Source organism: Bradyrhizobium sp. AC87j1 (genome assembly GCF_002936975.1).
Lineage (GTDB): Bacteria > Pseudomonadota > Alphaproteobacteria > Rhizobiales > Xanthobacteraceae > Bradyrhizobium > Bradyrhizobium shewense.
Window position 1 is genome coordinate 14,755 of the sequence record NZ_PTFE01000045.1, and the last position, 20,703, is coordinate 35,457.

Consider the following 20,703-nt stretch of genomic DNA (forward strand, 5'->3'; position numbering starts at 1 on the left):
AGGGCTTTGAGTCTTCAGCGTCATATGCATTGTCATAGCATCAACCAGCAGCTTTTCCCAACGAGGCGGAAACTGCAATTCAGAACTCGCTGACTTTGCCCCAGGCGCTCATTTTCAGCCGTTCCGGCCTGTAGGGACGCGGGTCGACGATCGGTGCTCGACCGGTGATGATGTCGGCGATCATGTGCCCGGTGCCGGGCCCAATCCCGAAGCCGTGGCCACTGAACCCCGCCGCAAGGATGAAGCCTGGAATGGATTCAACTTCGCCGATTGCCGGAATGCCGTCCGGTGTGCTGTCGATGTAGCCGGCCCAGACGTTTGAGATGGCGAGGTGCCGCAGCTCGGGGACCAGCTCGCACGCGCGTCGATGCGTCAGCCGAATCTGCCTCATGTCGGGGCGGGGATTGAGCGTTCGGTTCAGCTCCATCGGGGTTACCTCGTCGAGCCTCCATTTCGCCAGGGATTCGTGGCCTTGCCGCATGCCCTCGAAGGCGCCGGGGCTGAGGCTTCGCCAGCGGCGGGCGAACATGGGGAGGAATTCGCGGCCGAACCTGACCTGCTGCGGCGTCGGATCTAGTCGCGCGCGCCCGCTGATGGCCAGCGTGTATCCGCCATTGCCGCGGCGCGTGGCCGACACCAGCCCTGCGTAAAGGGCATCAGGCAGGCCGGCCGCGCCCGGGGCCAGGGCGAGAATCGAAGAGCGCACGGATGCCTGCGGGAAGCGAATTCCGAGCTGGTTGCAGAACGAAGATGCCCATGCGCCTCCTGCCATGACCACCGTCTTCGCCCGGATCGTGCCCGCCTCGGTCACCGCGCCGTTGACCCGGCCGGCACTGAGCTCGATGCCGCGCGCGGCGCAGAGCTGGTGCACCGTGCCGCCCGCCGCCATGATCGCACGCGCGGCGATGGGGACGGCCTTTGAAGTGTCCGCCGTCCCGTCTGTCGGCGAGAAGACGCCGCCCTTCCACTTGCGACCCGTCGCCTTGCCCCGACCGCTCGCTTCTTCCGAGCTCAACAGATGCGTCGTGACGCCAACGGTCCTGGCGAAGTCTCGCCACTTGGCCCAGCCTGCCAGCTCATTCTCGTCATTCGACAAATACAATAGGCCGCAGCGGCGAAAGCCCGTGTCTTCACCCGTTTCCTGGGCAACTCGTTCCCAGAGATCGAGGCTCTTGGTCGCAAGCGGCAGCTCCCGTGCGTCGCGGTTCTGTTGGCGGCACCATCCCCAGTTGCGGCTGGACTGCTCGGCGGCGACGCGGCCCTTCTCGAGCAAGGCAACCTTGAGGCCGCGACGCGCGAGATAGTAGCTTGTGAACACGCCTACGACGCCGCCGCCGATGACGACGACGTCCGCCTCACGAGGAAGGGATGGACTGGATTCGATATGCAGGAGCGGCGCGCTCATCCGACAGGGATCTCCGGTGGTTGCGTAGCGTAACCGAGGAATTGCGGCAGCCCCCGCGGACTTTCGTCGTGAGACCGAATATCCTGCGGTTTACTGCCTTTGGCGCAGGCTAATATTGCGAAAATACCTTGCTTGCGTCGCAGCTTGCAGGCGGCGAGACTGATGCATGTGCTCCTGCGATCCGTCGCGCGCCTTCCTGGCAGGGGGCACGGCGGGCGGCGCAGATTGAAATGCCAAATCGGACTTCGTTTTCAGAAGTTCGTGCTGCCCGGATGCCGGCTTTCGGCGACTCCGCGGTGATTGAAATCATCAAGATCGGCACAACGGATCGAAGGATCGAAGTCCATAGAGGCAACCCGCATGAGCCTTGTCGAGGAGCAGATCTTGGCGGAAGCGATCAAGCTATGAGGTCCGCGCCATCCATGCTTCGCTTCGATCGAACTGACCCGTTCGGTCGGCGCCGCGCTCCGAAGAAGAGTTCTTGCCTCTTGCGCGAGGAGGCCTGAATCATGTCGCAGCCTCCAATGGAGGAATGGCACGTTGAGCGTCAAATCGTCGACCTGTCGAAGAAGCGTGGCAAGGCAAAGAACCGAAGGCGCAGCTCGCAGCAGGATGGCCGGACGAAGCTAAAAAGGGAGGATGTTCCGATGGCCTCTGGTGAGCCGGCTGCAGCCCCCGCCGATGTCGCGCTCTCCGTGCGGGAGCTGACCGTGAGCCTGCCTGAAGGAATGGAGCGGGCCCACGCCGTCGAGAACATCTCCTTCGATCTCAAATGTGGACAGATTCTCTGCATCATCGGAGAATCTGGGTCGGGCAAGTCGGTCACCGCCAATGCGATCATGGGGCTTCTGCCGAAGGTGATCAGGGTCACCTCGGGGGCGATCCACCTGAATGGGACGAACATCGTAGGCCTCGCGCCAGAAAAGCTCCGCAGTCTGCGCGGCCGAGTCGTCTCGATGATCTTTCAAGATCCTCTCTCGGCGCTCAACCCGCTGATGACCGTGGGCGCGCAGATCGAGGAGGTGATGGCCGCGCACGACGTGGGCACGCCGGCCTCGCGCCGCAGCCGGGCCATAGACTTGTTGATTGAAGTGGGTCTGCCTGATCCGCAGCTCATGTATCACCAATATCCCTTCCGGCTTTCGGGCGGGCAGCGGCAGCGGGTGATGATCGCCATGGCTCTGGCTCTCGAACCTGCGATCCTGATTGCGGACGAGCCGACCACCGCACTCGACGTGACGACCCAGGCGCAGATCCTGCAACTGATCCGCGACATTCAGCGCCGCAAGGGAATGAGCGTCATGTTCATTACCCATGATTTCGGCGTCGTCGCGGAGATTGCCGACCACGTTGTGGTGATGGAGAAGGGCCATTGCGTGGAGCAGGGCAGTGCCGCGCAGGTGCTGAAGTCGCCCGGTCATCTCTATACGCGCCGTCTGATCGCAGCCGTGCCCCACCTGACCGGGAAGGACCGCGTTCCCTCGGAAGCTCTGGAGCGAGCGTCGATCCTGAAGGTCGAATGCCTGGCAAAGACTTATCGCAGCGGCAGCGCGCTTTTCCGTACGCAGCGCATCGTGCCTGCGGTCAATGGGGTCAGCTTCGACCTCACGTCGGGTCGCACGCTCGGCGTCGTCGGGGAAAGCGGTTCGGGCAAGTCGTCGCTCGGTCGGCTGTTGATCAAGCTCATGGAGTGCGACGGCGGCTCGATTCTGTTCGAAGGCCGCGACATCGCCGGGCTCTCCGAAGCCGAGTTTCGGCCGCTACGGCCGAAGATCCAGATGATCTTTCAGGATCCTTTCGCATCGCTCAATCCGCGATCGACGGTCGGTCAAATTCTCACTGTCGGCCCGGTCGCGCATGGCATGCCTTATGACAAAGCTTGCGAGCGTGCGCGGGAGCTTCTGTCCCATGTCGGCCTGGATGCAGGCGCCTTTGAGCGCTATCCGCACGAGTTCTCCGGCGGGCAGCGCCAGCGCGTCGGCATCGCGCGGGCGCTGATGTTCAAGCCAAAATTGCTGATTGCCGACGAAGCGGTCTCAGCGCTCGACGTATCGATCCAGGCCCAGATCTTGAAGCTGCTCGACCAGATCCAGCGGGAGACCGGCGTCTCGATGATCTTCATCACGCATGACCTGCGCGTCGCAAGCCAAATCTGCGATGAAATCGCCGTCATGCATCGAGGACAAATCGTGGAGCGCGGACCGCCGTCCCAGATATTCCTCGATCCGAAATCCACCTACACGCGAGAACTGGTGGCAGCAATCCCGGGCGAGCAACCCCTGAGCATGCCCGAACATGCAGAGTATGGCGGACAGCACAAGGGAGGAGAGACGTTATGACCAAGGGTTCTGCAACGACATCGAGCTACTCGCGGCGTGATGCTCTGCGAATGGTGGCGATCGGCGGAGCTGCTGGCCTGATCGCGCCCAATCTATTGGGCAAGCCGGCCCACGCGCGCACCTCTCCGACAAAGCCAACCGGCCGCGTGATCGTCGGGCTTGGACAAGAGCCCACCGTCTTCAATCCGCTGATGGTACACATTGAAGTCGATGATGGCGTGCATTTCTCGGTCTTCGACGCGCTGTTTCGCATCGATCCTCAGGGCGTTATTCAGCCCAACCTGGCCGTGGAAGTGCCGAACCAGAAGAATGGCGGCATTTCGGAAGACGGTCTCAATTGGCGTATTCGTTTGCGTGACGATGTCCGCTGGCACGACGGCAAACCGTTCAGCGCCGAGGACGTGAAGTTCACGCTCGAGCTGATTACGAATCCGAACTTCCGGAGTTGGCGCACGGCCGGCCATGCTCTCGTGCGCGACATCACGGTGGTCTCGCCGACGGAGATCACGTGGCGAATGGAGGAGGCCTTTGCGCCGTATCTGTCGTTCCTGACCGAATCCTTCATCGTCCCCAAGCACATCCTCGAGAAAGAGGCCAATCCGAACAACGCCGCCTTCAACCAGGCGCCGGTCGGCACCGGCGCCTTCAAGTGGAGCAAGAGGGTTGCTGGTGATCATCTCGAACTCGTTGCGAACACCGAATACTTCGGTGATGGCCCTCACATCGAGAGGTTGGTCTTCAAATACATTCCCGATCTCACGGTCCTCTACACCCAGTTCAAGAGCGGCGACATTGATCTCGTGGGCCAGCCTTACATCACGCCCGATCATTACGGGGAAGCCAAGACGCTGCCAAACCGTGTGGTGACGCTCGTCCCAAGGACCTCGTTCGAATCCTTCTACCTGAACCTCGAGCGCCCGCAGTTCAAGGAGCTGGCCGTTCGCGAGGCGCTCTACGCGGCGATCGACAAGGAGGCGATCATTCAGGGGCTCTATTACGGGGTGCCTACCCCGACAGAGACGTTCATGCCGCGGCAGTCCTTCTTCTTCCACGCCAATCTGCCCCTGCACCAATTTGATGTAAAGCGCGCGGGCAAGATCCTCGATCAGGCCGGCTGGGCAAAGGGCGCGGACGGCATTCGCGCCAAGAACGGCGTTCGCCTGTCCTTTACCAATTCGACCACGTCGGGCGATCCCCTTCGTGAACAGGTGCAGCAGTTCCTGCAGCAGACGTTCGCGCAACTGGGGGTCGAGATGAAGATATCGAACCTGCCCGCCGCCGTGATGTGGGGCGATTTCTGGGTGCAATCGCAGTTCGATTCCGTGATCGTAGGCAGCTCGTATCTGATTGGCGCCGATCCGGACGTCACCAATCGCCTCCACTCGCGCTCGATCGCAGCGAAGGGCGGCCGCGGCTCGAACAATGCCCAATACGCAAATCCGGAGGTCGATGCTCTCCTCGACAAAGGCGCACGCACCTTCGATCCCGAAGCGCGGCGCGCGATCTACTCTCGCGTACAGGAACTCGTGCGCCGCGATCTGCCTTTCCTACCGCTGTATCAGAGCAACTCGGTCGAAGGTCTCAAGAAGGGGATCAATGGATTCGTGCCGAATGGCAACACGCGCACGGAGTCCTGGAACGCGCTCGCCTGGTATTGGGCGAGCTGATGTCTCGCCGGACGGACCGCGTCGGACGGTGTTGTCACGCTAATGGAGGACTCGAATGTCCGCCTTCCTGCTGAATCGTCTCTTGCAGAGCATCGTGCTGCTGGTGATCGTCTCGATCATCGGCTTCACGGTTCTCAACCTCATGCCGGGTGGTCCTCTGGCGCAGTTCGGGCTCGATCCGGGGATGACCCAGAAGGATGTGGAGCGGCTCGCAGCGCAGCTCGGGTTGAACCGGCCGCTATGGATGCAGTATCTCGATTGGGCCTGGCGGCTGCTCCAGGGCGATTGGGGACACTCGTTCCGCGATGGCTCTTCGGTGCTGACGGTGATTGGTCGACACTTGCTGGCGACGCTACTGCTTATGGGTACGTCCACCGCATTTGCGATCGGGGTCGGTGCCTGGATCGGAATCCGCGGCGCCACCCACCGCTATTCGCTGTTCGACTACTGCGCGACTGTCGGCGCCATGGTGGCGCTGTCCGTTCCGACGTTCTGGTTCGGCCTGATCGGCATCTACATCTTCACCCTGAAGCTGGGTTGGGTGCCCGCAGGCAACATGTACACAATTGGCGACGGCTCGGTACTGGACTATCTGCATCACCTGATCTTGCCGAGCCTGGTGCTGTCCCTCGTTCATGTCGCTATCTGGAGCCGTTACATGCGGACGGCAACGCTCGATGCGCTCAGTCAGGATTTCGTCAAGACGGCCCGGGCCAAGGGCGTGAGCGAACGCCGCATCTTGCTGAAACATGTCATCGGCAATGCGCTGTTGCCGATGATCACGCTGGCAGGGATGCAATTGCCCAGCGTTCTCACCGGCGCGCTGGTCACGGAGACCGTGTTCACCTGGCCGGGCATGGGGCGGCTGTTTCTCGACAGCCTTGGTTACAGCGACTATCCGGTCGTGATGGGGCTGTTGATCTTCTCGGCCATCCTGGTCCTGTTGGGTAATCTGATCGCAGACATCGTGATCGCCACCGTCGATCCGCGCATTCGCCTGGCCTGAGCCTGCAGACTCACGACAGATAAGAGGAGCGAGTAGATATGACCGCCATCGTCGCGCACGCAGCTCCGGCCCGCTGGTGGCACAGCCGTGCCGTTATCCGCTTCATGCGTCACCACCTGGCGCTCTTGGGAATCGCGATGATCACCCTGCTCGTGCTGGCGTGCGCCATCGGTCCCTATGTCTTGCCCTACGATTCGCTCCACATCGATCTGCGCGCCCGCTTTGCTCCGCCGCTGACAGGCAACCATTACTTGGGCACGGATCCCTTAGGGCGAGACCTCGCGGTGCGGCTGTTGATGGCCGGGCGCGTCTCGCTGGCGGTGGGGTTCTCCGCCATGTTGCTGTCGACGTTGATCGGCACGCTCATTGGCGTGACGGCCGGCTATCGCGGGGGTTGGGTCGGGGCGGCATTGATGCGGACGGTCGATGGCTTCCTGTCCTATCCCTCGATCTTTCTCGTGCTGGCGCTGGCCGCAACGCTGCGGCCGAGCCCGGCGATGATCACCGTGATCATTGCCGTCACGAGCTGGATGGAGACTGCGCGAATCGTCGAGGCCGAGGTCCGTTCGCTGCGCGAGCGCGAGTTCGTCCAGGCTGCGCGCATGGTCGGGCTTCGCAGGGCGCACATCATGTTCCGCGAGATCCTGCCCAATGCCATGGGTCCCATCATCGTCGCCGCAAGTCTGGCCGTCGCGCGCGCGATCCTTCTGGAGGCCTATATCAGCTTTCTCGGCTACGGCATCCAGCCGCCGCTGCCCAGCTGGGGCAACATGCTCAATGGCGCCCAGCAATATCTGGCGAGCGCTCCCTGGCTTGCCATCATTCCCGGTGCCGCCATTACGATGGCGGTGACGAGCTTCAACTTCATCGGCGATGGCTTGCGAGATGCCCTCGACGTTCGAAACGACCACATCTGAACGATTTCAACTGAGTCGCGGCTGAAACCAGCGACCATACGAGAAGCAAAGCCATGCACGCGCCGAGAGTTGCCGAGAAGGCCACGCCCTATTGGTGGGAAGCCGCGCCGCTTAAGCCGCCGCCTCAGCAGCCAATAGCCAAGAAGCTCGACGTATTGATCGTGGGCGCGGGCTATGCAGGGCTCTCGGCCGGTCTGGTGCTGGCGCGCGAGGGCCGCTCGGTTGCGGCCTATGACGCCATGGACCCTGGTGAAGGAGCTTCGACGCGCAACGGCGGTATCACCAGCGGATCCATTCGGCCCGATTACGCGACGCTCACGCGCCGGTTCGGAGAGGAGAGGGCGCTGGCGATCGAGGCGGAAGGTAAGGCCGCACGCGAGTTCCTGTATGATTTCATCAGGACGGAAGGCCTCGCCTGCGACTTCCAGCCGGTGGGGCAGTTCAAAGGCGCCTTCGGCTATGAGCAATACGAGGCCATGGCGCGCACCGCGGAGAGGCTCGCAAAGAAGCTTGGGATCGAAGCTTACGCAGTTCCCTATGCCGAGCAGCGCCAGTATATCGGCACCGATGTCTATCGCGGCGGTACGGTTCGGATGGACATCGGCGGACTGCACCCGGCGAAGTTTCACGCCGAACTGCTGCGGGTCGCGCTCGCTTCCGGATTGACAGTCCACGCGCGGACGCCCGTGATCTCGATCGACAGAGATGGCTCCGGTTTCCGCGTCGTCACCGCGGCCGGTCCGGTGCAGGCACATCAGGTGCTGGTGTGTACCAACGGTTACACCGATGGCGCCGTGCCCTTCCTGCGCCGTCGGCTGGTCCCGGTTCGCAGCCGGATCATTGCGACGGAGGAGCTTGCGCCCGAAGTCATGGCGCGGCTGATGCCGAAACGCATGATGATCACGGAGAGCCGGGAGGTCGGCTTCTATTATCGGCCCTCGCCTGATGGCAAACGCATCTTGCTCGGCGGTCGCGACAGCTCTCGGGTCGGCGACCCCGTCGCTCCGAAGCTGCTTCTGCGCAAGGGCCTGGTGAATCTGTTCCCTGAACTGGAGGCCGTTCGCCTCTCTCACACCTGGTTCGGCCATGTGGCCATGAACCGCGACATGATTCCGCGCATTTTCGAGAAGGAAGGTATCGTCTATGCCAGCGGCTTCTGCGGATCGGGCGTGGTCTGGGCGCCATGGGTCGGTATGCATGCGGCCCACAAGCTCATGGGACACGAGGAGCGGGCGCGCACCGCGTTCGACTTCAGGCCTCCGGCCTTCATCCCGTTCTATCGAGGCAATCCGTGGTTCATGCCTGCCTTCATTCAAGGCTACCGGATGCGTGACCGGATCGCGATGTGGCGCGCCAGCCGTTGACGGCCGGCAGCCCAACTTACAACCCAGGGTCTGAGTTCCGGAGGCACTTCCGCCTCTCTAAAGAAGATTGACGATGCAGTACGTGTCCACCCGCGGCCATTCAGGCCGCAAGCAATTCTGCGAGGCATTGCTTGAAGGCCTCGCCCCGGATGGCGGGCTGTACGTCCCGGAAACCTATCCTCGTGTGGACCACGCCACGCTGGATGCGTGGCGTACGCTGTCCTACGCCAACCTGGCTTTCGAGATCCTGTCGCTCTATGTCGGCGATATTCCCTCCGTCGACCTGAAAGCCATCTGTGCAAAGACCTACACGCCGGAGATATTCGGAAAGCCTGACATCGCGCCGCTGCGAAAGCTGGAGAGGGGACTTTATCTCCAGGAGCTGTCGAATGGTCCCACGCTGGCGTTCAAGGACATGGCCATGCAGTTGCTCGGCAATCTGCTCGAGTACGAATTGGACCGCCGGCAGGAGAATTTGAACATTCTTGGCGCGACCAGTGGCGACACCGGAAGCGCGGCAGAATACGCTATGCGCGGCAAGAAAGGGGTCCGGGTGTTCATGCTCTCGCCCCGCGGACGAATGAGCGCCTTTCAACAAGCTCAGATGTTCAGCCTCCAGGACCACAACATCCACAACATCGCGATAGATGGTGTCTTCGACGATTGCCAGGACATCGTCAAGCGAGTGGCGAGCGATCTGGAGTTCAAGCAGCGATACAAGATCGGTGCGGTGAATTCGATCAACTGGGCGAGGCTCCTCGCGCAGGTCGTCTATTACTTCTCCGGTTATCTGCAGGCGTTCGAACGCGGGGCGACAAGTGTAAGCTTTGCAGTGCCTTCGGGGAATTTCGGCAACATCTGCGCGGGGCATGTTGCGCGCATGATGGGGCTTCCAATATCCCGGCTGGTCCTTGCGACCAACGAGAACGACGTGCTCGACGAGTTTTTCCGCACCGGGGTGTATCGCGTCCGAAGTCGCGCAGACACGCTCGAAACCTCAAGCCCGTCCATGGACATCTCCAAGGCTTCAAATCTCGAACGCTTTGTATTCGACCTGTTAGATCGGGACGCAGAGCGAACGAAATCGCTGTTTGCTGATCAGCTCGGGGAGCGAGGCTCGTTCGACCTGAGTGGAGAATCCAGATTTGCAGAGGCTGCAGCGCGTTTCGGCTTCCGTAGCGGAAGGAGCACACATGCCGACCGGCTCGCGACCATCCGTGACACGTGGAAGCGCTGCAAGACCGAAATCGACCCACACACAGCAGACGGGGTGAGAGTCGCACGCAGGCACGCCTCTTCCGACACGCCGATGGTCGTGCTCGAAACCGCACTGCCCGTCAAATTCGGCGCGACAATTAAGGAAGCGTTGGGCCGCGAGGCGGATCGTCCAGAAAGGCTAAAGGGCATCGAAGAGTTGCCGAGACGAGTCAAGATCCTCCCGCCGGATGTGCAGGCGGTCAAGAACTACATCGGGGGGATTGTGGTGGATGCGATTAACTGAAAGATCGAGTCCGGATCGGCGCACCATCAATGATGGCTGTGCTTACGGAGTTTGTCATTCGAGGACGTGATCAGCGTTCTGATAGCCCCTCGCAGCAGATTGGCTACTCCAAAGCGACATCGATGAAATTCTATGCCGAACTTTGCTCGAGTCTGATTGCGTAATGCTGTCGGACGCAAGGTACGCTGCAGACCATGCGGGGATCATCAGATGGCCTCGCCCTGTCAGGCGCTCGCGCCTGGTCCGGGCAACCCGAGAAAGAGACGCTTATTGATCATGAAAACCGCAGCTTACCAGGCCGAAGATCGTGTCACTGAAGACGTGATCCTCATTCCATTCGCCAGATCACATCTGGAAGGCGCCCTGATGCTCTCGCAGGAGATGTCCTGGCCCTATCGGCTCGAAGATTGGGATGTCGCGTTGCAGCTGGGCAAAGGCTTTGTTCTGGAACGCGCTGGGACGGTGATCGGGACCGCGGCATGGTGGCCGTATGGCGAAACCCATGCTTCCGCAGGTATGATTATCGTCGCGAGGACCGCGCAGGGCCGTGGCTATGGCGCCCGGCTCATGGATGCGTTGCTGGCGTCCGCGCGTCCACGAAGCATTGCGCTGAATTCGACCGCGGAAGGCCAGGCGCTTTACCAGCGGCGCGGTTTCGTCCCCATCGGGGTCATCCACCAGCATCAGGGAATTCCCAGAGGACGCCATGAGTCGCCGCCGGGGCTCGTCAGGCCAATGGCTGCCTCGGATTTCGAGGCGATCATGCGGCTCGATCGCGACGCTACGGGCTTGGAGAGACGACAGATGCTCGAACAGCTGCTCCAAAGCGGTGATGGCTATGTCCTGCAGCGTGACGGCATGGCCCGCGGCTACGCCATCTCCCGGCTTTTTGGCCGCGGGCATGTCATCGGTCCCGTCGTCGCCGAAACCGAGACCGATGCACAGGCGCTGATCGAGGCTGCGCTCGCGCGGCTCGGCAGTGGTTTTGTCCGCATCGACACCTCTGCCACATCGCAGCTCGGGAATTGGCTTGAAGGCATCGGCCTGGAGCAGGTCGGCGATGCCACCACAATGATCTTGGGCACACCGGCACCATCAAGCGGGCCGGCGCGCGTGTTTGCGATTCCCAATCAGTCGTTCGGCTAGGAGACATCGACGTGCGACGCGAGGAGATGAGCGGAACGGATCACCAGAACTCCGAGATGGCTGCAACGCTCGGCACGCTGGCAACGCCGGCTCTCCTGCTCGACGTGCATCGGCTCGATCGCAATCTCGCCCGCCTGTCCTCGCGCATGGCGGAGCGGGGCGTCGTGCTGCGTCCCCACATGAAAACCGCGAAATCCATCGACGTGGCGCGACGGGCTTATCCGTCCGGATCGGGGCCGATCACTGTCTCTACCCTGGCGGAAGCCGAGTATTTCGCACGGCACGGTTTTCGCGACATGACTTATGCGGTGGGTCTGGCGCCCCACACAGCTGAAAGAGCGATGCGTCTGCGCAAAGCAGGCGTTGACCTCAAGGTAATGCTCGATTCGCCGGAGCAGGCGAGGATGCTCGGCGCCGCCGGTCGTGCCGCTGGTGTGACACCCACTGCGTTCATCGAGATTGACTGCGATGGTCACCGCGGCGGGCTGACCGCGAACGATCCAAAGCTCATTGCAGTCGCGGTCGCGCTGGGCGAGGCCGGCGTCGAGCTTGCCGGCGTTCTCACCCATGCCGGCGAATCCTACAGCCTCTTCACGCCCGAGGCTCTCGTCGCGGCCGCGGAGAATGAGAGAGCGGTGGCGGTTGCCGCGGCGGAGGCCTTGCGGGCGGCCGGGCACCAATGCCCCATCGTGAGCGTCGGCTCGACCCCGACAGCGCATTTCGCCGAGGACCTGACCGGCGTCACGGAAATGCGGGCGGGCGTCTACATGTTCTTCGACTTGGTCATGCACGGTGTTGGTGTCTGCACGACAGACGACATCGCGATCTCGGTGCTCGCCACCGTGATCGGCACCAAGCCCGAGAAGGGTTGGATTTTGGTCGATGCCGGGTGGATGGCGCTGTCGCGCGACCGCGGCACCGCGGCGCAGCGGGTCGACCACGGATATGGTCTGGTCTGCGACGTGGCCGGCAACCTCTATCCGGACCTGATCGTTTCGCAAGCAAGCCAGGAGCACGGGATCCTCGCCATCAGGCCCGGGTCGGCGCACGCTTTGCCCAATCTTCCGATCGGCGCGAAGGTCAGGATTCTCCCCAATCACGCCTGTGCGACGGCGTCGCAACACGAGTTGTACAACGTCGTCTCCGCCGGCGGCGACGCCATTCACGCCCGATGGCCCCGGATGCGCGGCTGGTAGCACTGGCCGGGCCATTCCCAGCCCCTGGTTCCCGCCGCTGATCGGCGTCTATTACCGGATCAAGGATCGCTCCCAATGATCTCGCCCGTTCGACACCTGACGGAAGCTGGCTTCCTCGGAAAATTCTACATCGGCGGAGACTGGCGGAAGCCGATCGGACCAGTCGCGGCAGCCGCAATTGTCGTCAACCCGGCGACGGAACAGCCGATCGCCGACGTCGCGCTCGGCGACGACGATGATGTGGACTGCGCGATCGCCGCTGCCAGAGGAGCCTTCGCCAGCTGGTCCATGACACCGCCTGCTGAAAGAGCGGCGCTGCTCGACCGGGTTCATGGTTTGCTCCTCGAGCGGCTGGAGCTGTTCGCGCAGGCGCTTACCTGTGAGATGGGAGCTGCGATCACCTATGCGCGCCGCGCTCAGGTGCCGTTGGCCGCCGAGCATATCCGCGTCGCCCGCGACAATCTCGCGAATTATCCGTTCATCGCCGCGCGCGGCAGCACCGCGATCATGCGCGAGCCAATCGGCGTCTGCGGCCTCATCACGCCATGGAACTGGCCACTTTATCAGATTACTGCGAAGGTGGCCCCGGCGATTGCGGCCGGTTGCACGGTGGTGTTGAAACCGAGCGAATTATCGCCGCTGAGCGCTTTGCTATTCGCGGAACTGATGGACGATGCCGGTTGCCCACCCGGCGTCTTCAACCTCGTCAATGGGACAGGTCCGATCGTGGGAGCCGCTCTCGCGTCGCATCCGTTGGTCGACATGATCTCGATCACCGGCTCGACGCGCGCCGGCGTTCTCGTCGCGCAAGCGGCAGCGCCCACCGTCAAGCGCGTTGCCCAGGAGCTCGGCGGCAAGTCGCCAAATATCATCTTGCCGGACGCCGATCTCAGCCGTGCTGTTCCGCTCGGCGTCGGCGCCGCCTTCCGCAATCTCGGCCAATCCTGCAGCGCGCCGACGCGCATGCTCGTGCCCCGCTCACGGATCGAGGAGGTCGAGACCTTGGCCGCAGCGGCCGCTTCTGAACTGGTGGTCGGCGATCCCCTTGCGGAAAGCACGACCCATGGTCCGATCGCCAACCGGCCGCAGTTCGAGCGCATCCAGACCATGATCGGCGTCGGACTGGAAGAAGGCGTCAAGCTCGTCATCGGCGGGCGAGGGCGGCCCGACGATCTTCGGACTGGCTTCTATGCGCGGCCGACCATTTTCTCGAACGTCCGTCCCGACATGAGGATCGCGCAGGAGGAAATCTTCGGCCCGGTGCTGTCGATCATTCCCTACGACACCGTGGACGAAGCGATCGCGATCGCCAATGACACCGTCTACGGCCTCGGCGCCCACGTGCAGGGCACTGATATGGAGACGGTGCGAACCGTCGCCGCGCGGATCCAGTCGGGTCAAGTCCATCTCAATTATCCTGACTGGGACCCCAATGCTCCCTTTGGCGGATACAAGCGTTCCGGCAACGGTCGCGAATACGGCATCGAGGGCATGAAGGAGTATCTCGAGACCAAGGCCGTCCTCGGATTTTACCACTCTCGCGCTTGAGCATCTCGTATCGCTCAAACGGCCAGAAAACCGAACATCTTGCGAAGTCCTGGATGATTTCAGCACATTCTACCGAGCGCACGATGCGATGAAGGGCTGATCGGAACTTTTTGCTTCCGCATTTTTGGCAGCCGAGGCTCGTTGGACCATGTCGCCCCATGTCGAGCGCATTCACAGCGATGAGCGTCTCCCGGCCGAGGCCGACGTCGTCATCGTTGGCGGCGGCATTCTCGGCTCTACGGCCGCCTATTACCTGGCGAAGCGCGGCCTCTCCGTGGCGCTCCTCGAGAAGGGGCACGTCGCCTGTGAACAATCGAGCCGAAACTGGGGTTGGTGCCGCCAGCAGAACCGCGACCGGCGCGAACTGCCGCTCTCGGTGCTCTCCATGCGGCTGTGGGACGAGCTCACGCGCGATATCAATCGGGACCTTGGATTTCGTCGCTGCGGTCTCGTCTATGCGACCCACGACGAGGCTGTGCTCGCCGGCTGGGAAAAGTGGCGCGAGGTTGCCAGGGAGTACGACGTCGATACCCGCGTGCTGAGCCGGGCGGAAGTGGCCGAGCGCGTCCCCGAAGCGCGCGACAAATGGGTCGGTGGGACCTATTCGGAGCGAGACGGCAAGGCCGAGCCTGCGCTCGCCGCGCCGGCTATCGCTGAGGGGGCCAGAGTTCTGGGCGCCACGATCCATCAGGGATGCGCCGCGCGGGGGCTCGACTTGGCCAATGGCAAGATTGCGGGCGTGCACACGGAGAAGGGCTACATCAGAACCAGCGCGGTGCTGTGCGCCGCCGGCGCCTGGTCCTCGCGCTTCCTTCGGCCGCTCGGGGTCAGTTTCCCCCAAGCGAGCATCCGGCAGACCGCGCTGCGTTCCACCCCCACAATCAATATCGGCGAGGCGGTCTCGACACCCTACTGCACGATCACGCGCCGACTGGATGGCAGCTACACGCTTGCGATCAGCGGCAAGGCGAACCTCGAAATCACGCCCCAGGCTATCCGGTATAGCCGGGAATTCATGCCGCAGTTCTTGCGTCGCCTGAAGAACGTCAGGCTCGGCATCGGCCAATCGTTCGTTTCGGGGCCGGATTCGATATCGGCGCTTCTGGCCAACGATGATCGGATCTTTGAGCAGAATCGCGTGCTGGATCCTCCGCCATTGAAATGGCTGGTGAGCCAAGTGGTGAAGAGTGTCCGGAGAACCTTCCCCCAACTCGGCGAGATTAAGATCGACAGCGCCTGGGGCGGCTTCGTCGATTGCACGCCGGACGCAGTGCCCGTGGTGTCGCAGGTGGACGGGGTGAAGGGCCTCGTGCTCGCGGCGGGCTGCTCGGGTCACGGCTTCGGTCTGGGTCCGGGGCTCGGCTATCTGGGCGCACAGCTTGTCGCGAACGACACGCCTTGCGTCGATGCCACACCGTTCCGGCTGTCGCGTCTGGTCGACGGCTCGAAGCTGGACATTGCCGCCATCTGAAGACGAGCCGGACGTCAGGCCCGACGCGTACCGTGGCGAGCAAAGGATTCGGAGCTGTGCTCGAAGATCCTCATCTGCGTGCGGGACCTGATCGCGATTTTAGCAGTCCCTAAGGGGCGTTTCCTCCCCAACTTGAGCCACTCCTTCGGAGTGGCTCTTTCTTTATGGACAAGACGATTTGGCTGAACGAGGTGCACCGGCCGAAGGCCAGGCCCACCGCTTGGAAAGCATCGCCAACTCGCCGGCCGATGATTCAACGGGCAGACTTCTCTCCCAATGGGCAAACGATCGCGCCGGCGTTCATAATGTCCGCCGGATCAAAGGCGGTCTTGATCCGGCGCATCGCCGCGACACGCCCGAGATCGCCGTACCGCTCCAGAAGGTGCTTCTTGAACCGGCCGACGCCATGCTCCGCGCTGAACGTGCCGCCGAGCGCCGCGGCTGTATCGTAGAGTTGCAGAGACAGGCTGCTTTCGATCCGCTTGGTGAACTCGATCCGGTCGACGCCGGCAGGAACGAGCACGTTGTAGTGCAGATTGCCGTCGCCGACATGGCCGTAGACGGACAGCTCAAGGTCGCCGTCATACGATCGCACCTGCGCGCCGGCCAGATCCAGGAAGCGCTGAATGGAGGAAAGCGGTACCGAGATGTCGTGCTTGACCGATCCGTTCCGGCGCTTCTCGCCCTCCGGGATGGTCTCGCGGAGCCGCCACATCGCGGTCCGCTGCGATCCGCTCTGTGCCAGCAGCGCGTCCTCGATCCATCCGGCCTCGATCGCCTCCGCCAGAACGGCTTCCATCAGTTCGTCGAGATCGAGATGGCGCGAGGAAGAGGCGAACTCGACGAGGACGGCGCCTTCTGGGCCTGCTCGAAGGGTGGACGGATCGGTCATTGCTCCGGTCGCGAGCGCGATCGATCGGGCCGCCATGAACTCGAATGCGGTCAGCAGGTCCGCGGATTCACGACGGATCAGGGCGAGAAGATCGGCGAGCGGCGCGCCCCACGCCAATTTTAGCCAGGCCGTCGCGCGGCGGGTCGGCAAGGGCGCCAGACGCAGCACCGCGCCCGTGACGATGCCGAGAGTTCCCTCGCTGCCGACGAAACACTGTTTGACGTCGTAGCCGGTATTGTTTTTCCGCAGCTTGCGCATGTCGGAAACCACCGTGCCGTCCGCCAGCACCGCCTCGATTCCGAGCAGAAGATCGCGCGTCATCCCGTACCTGACGACCGATAGTCCGCCGGCATTCGTCCCGATGTTACCGCCGATCCGGCAACTGCCTTCCGCGCCGAGGCTGAGCGGCAACAGAAGTCCGGTGGCCGCCGCGGCGTCCTGTGCGTTCTTCAGGATGGTGCCGGCGTCCACAGAGATGCTCATGGAGACGGGATCGACTTCGCGAATCCTGTCCATCCGCTCGAGGCTCACGACGATTTGGCGTCCGGAGGCGTCGGGCGTCGCGCCTCCGCAGTAGCTGGTGTTGCCGCCTTGCGGAAGGATTCCGATGCCGTGGTGCGCCGCCAACCGCACGATGTCGGCGACTTGCTTCGTCGTCGTCGGCTTCAGCACGGCAAACGTCGAGCCCGTAGAAAGCTGGCGTTGATCCGTCACGTAGACAGCCATCCGCTCCGGGTCGTCAATGACGCCTCCGTCGCCGACAAGGTCGCGAAAGGCCCGAACGTGTACTGACTGGGACATGCTCAGCTCCCGATTGGCATCGGGTCATCTTTGCGCGTTTGTGCCGCATTGGCTGCCGTTGTGGGGTCATTCAGAAGAAACCAATGCTGAATTGCTACGATTGTCGGCAGCTTGCGCCGCTGTCGAACACTTTCTCGCGAAGCCTTTGGAACTGAGAGGAGCAATCGATGACTTCACGGGTCATCTATCGCGGCCCTGTTGCTTGAAGTGGGGCGTCGCTACCCTGACACTCTCTCCGCCGTCTTTGATCGGTTGCGCAGATTACTTTGGTATCTCCTATCGACCGGCGTTTCCGGCCAATCGTCTGGCTCGATCCGGGAGCTTCTGCCGCGACTTGTCTTCGCCATCTGCTTGACCTCAGGTTCTAGATTACGACCACCCGTGGTTCCTGGCGCGATGGATGGTCCGAGAGGCGCCTCCAGTCGCGCAGTTCGGTTTGCGCTGGCCGCGCGATGCCGAACACTGTCCCGCCGGAGAGAGCCGTCGACTGGACACCTCCGATGTCGATCCCGACCGCGGGGCGCGAGTTGGCCGGAATAATAGCCTCCAGCGCCGTTTGCGCCGACACGAACCATCCGCCGGTGACGGTCGACACGGTGACGTTCTTGATCTTGCCGGCGATCGGTCGATGGATCGCGATCGGGATCCAGCCGGCCTCTGGCAAGAAGATGCGGTCGGACTCGATCTTGATCTGCTTGGGATCGGGACGGCCTTTTCTTGCGGCGGCGCTTGCCTGCCATTACGTCGCGCGCCAGCTCAGTGGTTTCCCCGTTGCATGGCCAATCCGTTGTGTCGGCCAGGCAGACCATGAGGAATGGCTTGGCCGTAGGTCAATTCCCGCCCATCGTACGATCAAGCAAATAAACGAATTGAATTGACATTTTGCTACATCAATTATGCTATGGAAACGATGGATATCGAACTCGCCAGAACTTTCATCGAGATTGTGTCAACCGGTAGTTTCATCAAAGCTGCCGACCGTTTGCATGTCGCGCAGACCACGGTCAGCGCACGTGTGCGCCTCCTCGAGCAGCAGCTCGGGCGCCCGCTGTTCGTTAGAAACAAGGGCGGTGCGAGCCTCACGCCGGCTGGCGAACAGTTCCTTCGTTTCGCACCGACTTTCGTACAATTGTGGCAGCGCGCAAAACAGCAAGTGGCTGTGCCGGAAGGACACAGCGCTGTCTTGACGATTGGAAGCGAAGTCAGCTTATGGCGGCCGCTTTTAATCGAGTGGGTCAGGGCGTTGAGGCGATCACACCCGGACATTGCGCTTCGCGTTCACGTCGACGTTCCTCAGGATTTGATTACGCACGTTGCTGCCGGGCTTGTAGATATCGCGATCATGTACGCTCCCCAACATCGACCAGGGTTGGAGGTCGATCTGGTCATGGAGGAAGAACTCGTTCTCGTGACAACCGATCTCGCGAAGTATCACGAGAACGATCCTCGATATGTTCACGTCGAATGGGGTTCTGAGTTCGCTCTTCATCATGCAGTGAGCTTTCCGGAAACCGTGCCGAGTCTCGTAACAAATCTCGGTCCGCTTGCGCTGAGCTATATCCTCATGGAGGGAGGTTCCGGGTACTTCCGAATGCATGCGGTTCAGTCATATCTTGCCGAGGGCGCACTTCACCTGGTTCCTGGCGCGCCTCGGTTCTCATTCCCCGTTTACGCCACACACGCGACAAATGTTGATGCCGCGGCGTTGGAGGCGGCACTCGTCGCGCTGCGCAAGGCTGCAAGCGTCGGCAAGTAGCTCGACAGGAAAGCGTGGCGACTCGTTCAGCAAGAACACGTGCAATCGCGTCAGCATTGGCGAAACGCTAATGCCGGCGGTCACCAAGACCGCCACCGTGCATCGACGCGCTGTGCCGCCGATTAGGTCGGCGGTGATACTTCGCTCGCTCGCACTTCAAGCACCGCGAGGCTTCGTTCCCTACCACGCTCGGTCCAATGAATTGACTGCCCAGGTCCAAGTCCAATGAGGGCGGTGCCAATCGGACTTAGAACGGAGATGCAGTGAGCGGTTCTGGTTTCGTCCGGAAGAACGAGACGACCGCGACAAAGATGTGAGGTTCCAAGATCGACGAACTTCACCTCGCATCCGAGTCTGACGGCCGAACACCATGCGGCGGTGTCTGAAATCATATCGGCGCGATCAATCTCCTCTCGAAGAAGGCAATCGGTATCGACGCTCGTCGTCGGCAAGTCTTGAAGCAGCCTGAGGAGCTTTTGTCGGTCCATTCTCGTCAGAACTATGGACGGTCGGTCAGGACGTCTCTGTCCAGCGTCGGTCATGGTACTCTTCTCCCGGAGAGCAGCATCTTCCCATCGGCCGCCCTCAACGACAAACGAGTTTATTTGACCGTTCGATGCAATGAAAATGCTGGGCTGAGCGACACAGGTCCAATGCGGCAGCGTGGCAAAAGTCGCCACGATAAGAGCTACAAAGCGCGCCGTGCAATTTCCGCAGGGCCAACGTGACCGCACGACCGTGGGGTCCTCTGCGTTCTCCGAATGATGCGCTATCTAGATCACGAATCCGCGCTTTGTTCTGAGATGTCAGGCGAGAGCTACCTCGTTGGTTGTTGATTCCGGCCTGGGTTTCACGCGCAGGGCCAACTTGATCCGCGATGGGAATTCAAGCCCGTATCTCATCGCGGTTCAATTCCGCGGAGATCGGAAGGTGTCTAAGTACGGAGGTACGAAGCGGTTCGCGACAAAACGGCGCGGACAAACGGAGTGTCTTGATTTAGCGGACCGTCGCGCCAGTTTCGGCAGTAAGGTGAAATTTCGGGATGAACAGACCGGAAAGGTTCAAGAGATAGTTCTAGTTTATCCGTTTGATGCCGATATTGCACGCCGACGTGTGTCCGTGCTGACGCCGGTCGGCGCCGCACTTCTGGGACTTTCGGTCAAACAGATGATTTCGTTCCGCACCAGAACCGGCGAAAGGCGCGAGCTCGCCGTGCTCAAGGTCGGCCGCGAAGACTAGTCGGGCGCCGAAGAGAGAACGTGGGCGCGATGGATGCCATCGCGCCCCCTTTGATCCAATCAGCTCGTTGCCGGGTTGCGATTGGCTATACCTAATCCGACCGATGTCTATCGTGTCTCGGATTCGCCTCGTGCTCGATCTCCCAAAGGGTCCACACGAGGGCAATGCCCAGGCAGACAATAATTGCCAAAAGGAGCAATGTCAGTTGGGGCGCTGTGAGCGCGGGGGTGCCCATCGCATGCTTGGCGAAATCTTCGAGCGGCAGAGGCATTGCATCCGTGTCGATTGTCCGCGTTCGGCGTCTCCATGGGGCCTCCTGAGTTGTCGTCCATTGTGCTAGTCTTGCAAACGAAAAATGTTGTCAGTTCTGATCGACAAGAATGCTAGGTGCGACAGCCGGCAAGTCGTGCGCCTATGGTCGTTTAGACTGAAGAAGTCTTGCGCCATTCTCATTC

At 61.8% G+C, this 20,703-nt stretch carries 16 protein-coding genes; 13 read left to right on the plus strand and 3 right to left on the minus strand.

What is annotated here, in order from left to right; genetic code table 11:
• Positions 1-79 precede the first annotated feature (79 nt).
• Complete coding sequence (locus CV770_RS22430; RefSeq protein ID WP_104463886.1) at positions 80-1,405, minus strand: NAD(P)/FAD-dependent oxidoreductase; 1,326 nt, start codon at positions 1,403-1,405, stop codon at positions 80-82.
• A 647-nt stretch (positions 1,406-2,052) separates the two neighbouring features.
• Between CV770_RS22430 and CV770_RS22435 the strand changes: the two genes are divergently transcribed.
• The 10 genes from CV770_RS22435 (at position 2,053) to CV770_RS22480 (ending at position 15,560) form a co-directional block, all read left to right on the plus strand.
• Positions 2,053-3,744: an ABC transporter ATP-binding protein gene (locus CV770_RS22435; protein ID WP_104463924.1), complete on the plus strand. Its 1,692-nt coding sequence runs from the start codon at positions 2,053-2,055 to the stop codon at positions 3,742-3,744.
• The gene (locus CV770_RS22440) at positions 3,741-5,411 is read left to right on the plus strand and encodes a peptide ABC transporter substrate-binding protein (RefSeq protein ID WP_104463887.1); all 1,671 of its coding nucleotides are present in this window, start codon (positions 3,741-3,743) and stop codon (positions 5,409-5,411) included. Before CV770_RS22435 ends, CV770_RS22440 begins: the two co-directional genes overlap by 4 nt.
• Before the next feature lie 55 nt (positions 5,412-5,466).
• On the plus strand, positions 5,467-6,417 hold the full coding sequence (locus CV770_RS22445) for an ABC transporter permease (protein WP_018321787.1): 951 nt from the start codon (positions 5,467-5,469) through the stop codon (positions 6,415-6,417).
• Between the two features lie 38 nt (positions 6,418-6,455).
• Positions 6,456-7,334: an ABC transporter permease gene (locus CV770_RS22450; protein ID WP_104463888.1), complete on the plus strand. Its 879-nt coding sequence runs from the start codon at positions 6,456-6,458 to the stop codon at positions 7,332-7,334.
• 53 nt (positions 7,335-7,387) lie between these two features.
• Positions 7,388-8,698, plus strand: coding sequence for an NAD(P)/FAD-dependent oxidoreductase (locus CV770_RS22455; protein ID WP_104463889.1), 1,311 nt, complete (start codon positions 7,388-7,390; stop codon positions 8,696-8,698).
• Positions 8,699-8,771: 73 nt separating this feature from the next.
• Positions 8,772-10,199, plus strand: a complete 1,428-nt coding sequence (gene thrC, locus CV770_RS22460) for a threonine synthase (protein ID WP_104463890.1) — start codon at positions 8,772-8,774, stop codon at positions 10,197-10,199.
• 276 nt (positions 10,200-10,475) lie between these two features.
• Positions 10,476-11,345 carry a GNAT family N-acetyltransferase gene (locus CV770_RS22465; RefSeq protein WP_104463891.1) on the plus strand — a complete coding sequence of 290 codons (870 nt, stop codon included), beginning with the start codon at positions 10,476-10,478 and terminating at the stop codon, positions 11,343-11,345.
• Positions 11,346-11,371: 26 nt separating this feature from the next.
• A complete protein-coding gene (locus tag CV770_RS22470) occupies positions 11,372-12,541 on the plus strand; it encodes an alanine racemase (protein WP_104463892.1) in 1,170 nt (389 codons plus the stop codon).
• 75 nt (positions 12,542-12,616) lie between these two features.
• Entirely contained in the window at positions 12,617-14,089 is a 1,473-nt protein-coding gene (locus tag CV770_RS22475; RefSeq protein WP_104463893.1) for an aldehyde dehydrogenase family protein, read from the plus strand.
• A 148-nt stretch (positions 14,090-14,237) separates the two neighbouring features.
• A complete protein-coding gene (locus CV770_RS22480) occupies positions 14,238-15,560 on the plus strand; it encodes an NAD(P)/FAD-dependent oxidoreductase (RefSeq protein ID WP_104463894.1) in 1,323 nt (440 codons plus the stop codon).
• A gap of 253 nt (positions 15,561-15,813) precedes the next feature.
• Here the strand turns inward: CV770_RS22480 and CV770_RS22485 are convergent, their stop codons facing one another.
• Positions 15,814-17,178, minus strand: coding sequence for an FAD-binding oxidoreductase (locus CV770_RS22485; protein WP_104463895.1), 1,365 nt, complete (start codon positions 17,176-17,178; stop codon positions 15,814-15,816).
• Between the two features lie 575 nt (positions 17,179-17,753).
• On the opposite strand from CV770_RS22485, the gene CV770_RS42175 reads away from it, so the two are divergent.
• Complete coding sequence (locus CV770_RS42175) at positions 17,754-18,131, plus strand: hypothetical protein (RefSeq protein WP_161500017.1); 378 nt, start codon at positions 17,754-17,756, stop codon at positions 18,129-18,131.
• A 32-nt stretch (positions 18,132-18,163) separates the two neighbouring features.
• Positions 18,164-19,009 carry a LysR family transcriptional regulator gene (locus tag CV770_RS22495; protein ID WP_028141329.1) on the plus strand — a complete coding sequence of 282 codons (846 nt, stop codon included), beginning with the start codon at positions 18,164-18,166 and terminating at the stop codon, positions 19,007-19,009.
• Between the two features lie 122 nt (positions 19,010-19,131).
• On the opposite strand, the gene CV770_RS44065 is transcribed toward CV770_RS22495, so the two are convergent.
• Positions 19,132-19,551, minus strand: coding sequence for a GreA/GreB family elongation factor (locus CV770_RS44065; RefSeq protein ID WP_104463925.1), 420 nt, complete (start codon positions 19,549-19,551; stop codon positions 19,132-19,134).
• A 283-nt stretch (positions 19,552-19,834) separates the two neighbouring features.
• Here CV770_RS44065 and CV770_RS22505 point away from each other — a divergent pair, with 283 nt between their 5' ends.
• The gene (locus CV770_RS22505) at positions 19,835-20,248 is read left to right on the plus strand and encodes a GreA/GreB family elongation factor (RefSeq protein WP_245453829.1); all 414 of its coding nucleotides are present in this window, start codon (positions 19,835-19,837) and stop codon (positions 20,246-20,248) included.
• Positions 20,249-20,703 lie beyond the last annotated feature (455 nt).